The 2252-nt window shown below is 43.0% G+C and carries 3 protein-coding genes; all 3 read right to left on the reverse strand.

What is annotated here, in order from left to right; translation table 11 throughout:
• Window positions 1–223: 223 nt before the first annotated feature.
• A complete protein-coding gene (locus HW115_RS19290) occupies window positions 224–553 on the reverse strand; it encodes a hypothetical protein (RefSeq protein ID WP_178935248.1) in 330 nt (109 codons plus the stop codon).
• A 126-nt stretch (window positions 554–679) separates the two neighbouring features.
• Complete coding sequence (locus HW115_RS19295) at window positions 680–1009, reverse strand: hypothetical protein (protein WP_178935250.1); 330 nt, start codon at window positions 1007–1009, stop codon at window positions 680–682.
• A 142-nt stretch (window positions 1010–1151) separates the two neighbouring features.
• On the reverse strand, window positions 1152–1595 hold the full coding sequence (locus tag HW115_RS19300) for a DUF4279 domain-containing protein (protein ID WP_494408123.1): 444 nt from the start codon (window positions 1593–1595) through the stop codon (window positions 1152–1154).
• Window positions 1596–2252: the final 657 nt, after the last annotated feature.

Genomic DNA, 2252 nt, shown 5'->3' on the forward strand with positions numbered 1-2252 from the left:
GCTGATCAGAATATTCACTTAGCCTTGCAAAGAAAACCGATGAATCCACTGAGTGAACAAACTTATGGTTTCATCCTTCGAGCCGATTCGGAATAGTCAACCGTTTGAATAATCTGCCTATTTTTTCGCATAACGTAAAGAACACCAGCAGCGATGTACCAGTAGCTCTAAATTTAAAGTTTCGATTCTGATGAACAGCGGCCAAACCCTGACCTGTCAGCTACTAGCTGTCGGGTGCTTCGACTTGTTCGGCCAGTTTATTTCTCTCGTGAATGAGTAGAAAAGTGGCGCCGTTAACGAAAAACATGAATGGCCACCACATAGCTTCCACCTCATTGACAGCATTCTGAATAACCATCGCCACTGCGAAATCAGCCTTAACTTCGGGATTATTACTTACGGAATCAGATATCATATGTGACTTAACCATTCTCTTCGAATCCTCGGTGATTCGGGCTTCAGCGGAAATATTGAGATAGAAAAACCAAATAAGTCCAAGCGCAGATAATATCCATCCTGCATATAAATAAAACGGTTTTTTGTGCTTCTTCATAATTTTTGCCGAACGTAAAGCACACCGGCCGCGATGTGCCAGATGCATCAATTTATAACTTTCAATCCTGTAAACCAGCCAAAAAACCTGGCCAGTTAGCTACTAGCGGTCGGGTGCTGCGACTTGTTAGCTCAATTTTGAATTTGAACGAGATGTCTTCACCGAACCATCAGGCAGCTTCAAATCATTAACTGCAATAGAAGATATAGTTCTTGATCTTGCGGTTCGTTCCTCATCTGAAAATCGATTCCACGCTGCACTAAATTTGGGATTAGTAGCTATCGAATCGATTATATCTGCTTCAACAGTGCCTGACGAATCCATTATACGGCGCCAATGCTCAATAAGAGCGAGGGCTTCAAATTCGGATAAGCCTCTCCAGATATCACCAAGCACGGTAGTTCCATCAATATGACCAGCTAGCATTCGTGATCTGATATCGTTTTGCTTGGCCATTTTTTAGCTAACGTAAAGCACACCGGCAGCGAGCATGCGCCGATATACGAATTAAAGATACAATATCGTAAAATGGTTACCCGTCGCAAACTCGACAGCTACTAGCTGTCGGGTGCTGCGACTTGTTGGGCTTGTTGCGTTTCTAGCTTTCATCGTCATCATCAAAGTAAATATCCCACCATACTTCGATATTAAGGTCTGAAAGCCTCTTCATCTGATAAGGTGATAATGTAGGACCTCCATTCGCAGATTTAGATACCCAAAATGAAGTAATATCTATGCAGAACCCTTGCTCCATCATGTCATTCAACTCTTCACTTCTCTCGTATATCTGATCCAATATCCAATCAATGTGCCTCCTGGAGTCAAAGGATTCCACCTTGTTTTGGGATGAAAGAAACCACCCATTAATTCTCGCTGGGCGTCTTATTCCTGCAATTTTTTCACCCTTAACGTTCTGCCTAGTGGGTTCGACATTAAGCCTTGTTGTAACTTCTGTAGGAGAAATATCGTCATGCATAATGCACAACGTCGAATAGGTCTCAGAACATGAGCTATAGTCATCAATGTAAGTAGGTGATCGCATTATTATTTTTTTGCCCAACGTAAAGTTCACCCGCGGCGATGGAAGCCTAGATGAACGGTTAATATTTTCAATCGTGTAGAACAGAAACGAAATCTGACTTCGTAGCTACTAGCCGTCGGGTGCAACGACTTGTTCGGCTGTTATTTTCGTGCACCTGTATCGTATAAATGATCTATGCAGTAAACAACTCCGTGTATTGGTGGCTTATGGCAACCCGCCCAAATACACTCACCCTCAACTACTCCACCTCTAGATGCAGCCAACAAGCTCTTGCGTATATCTTCAGTCACCTCAGACTTCCATCTGTCACGCTCGTTAATTCGCACTACAACCTGTGGATAATACTTATCCCACTCATCTATAGCCCACAGCGCATTACACTTCTTGCACTGATACAACCGCATCCAATCCCCCATGTCAATCTGGTCCAAGAAGCGTTGAAATCCAATCGGAGCCTCGTCAAGATAAGATGCATTTTCAAGTTTATGGCATTTGCATTGCATGGTATTTTTTGCCGAACGTAAAGTTCACCGGCGTAGAGTGACGGTATCCTTCACTGTGTTGTTAATGGTTAAAGCCAACTTAAAATTTTTGGCTGCGCAGCTACTCTACGTCGGGTGCAACGTCTTGTTAGCTTTATTTTTATTGTAGCGCAGA

The sequence above is a fragment of the Oceaniferula marina genome (assembly GCF_013391475.1).
Lineage (GTDB): Bacteria > Verrucomicrobiota > Verrucomicrobiia > Verrucomicrobiales > Akkermansiaceae > Oceaniferula > Oceaniferula marina.

Coding starts and splice junctions, on each gene's coding strand:
- HW115_RS19290 (WP_178935248.1), bottom strand. CDS start 553: ATGAAGAAGCACAAAAAACCGTTTTATTTATATGCAGGATGGATATTA.
- HW115_RS19295 (WP_178935250.1), bottom strand. CDS start 1,009: ATGGCCAAGCAAAACGATATCAGATCACGAATGCTAGCTGGTCATATT.
- HW115_RS19300 (WP_494408123.1), bottom strand. CDS start 1,595: ATGCGATCACCTACTTACATTGATGACTATAGCTCATGTTCTGAGACC.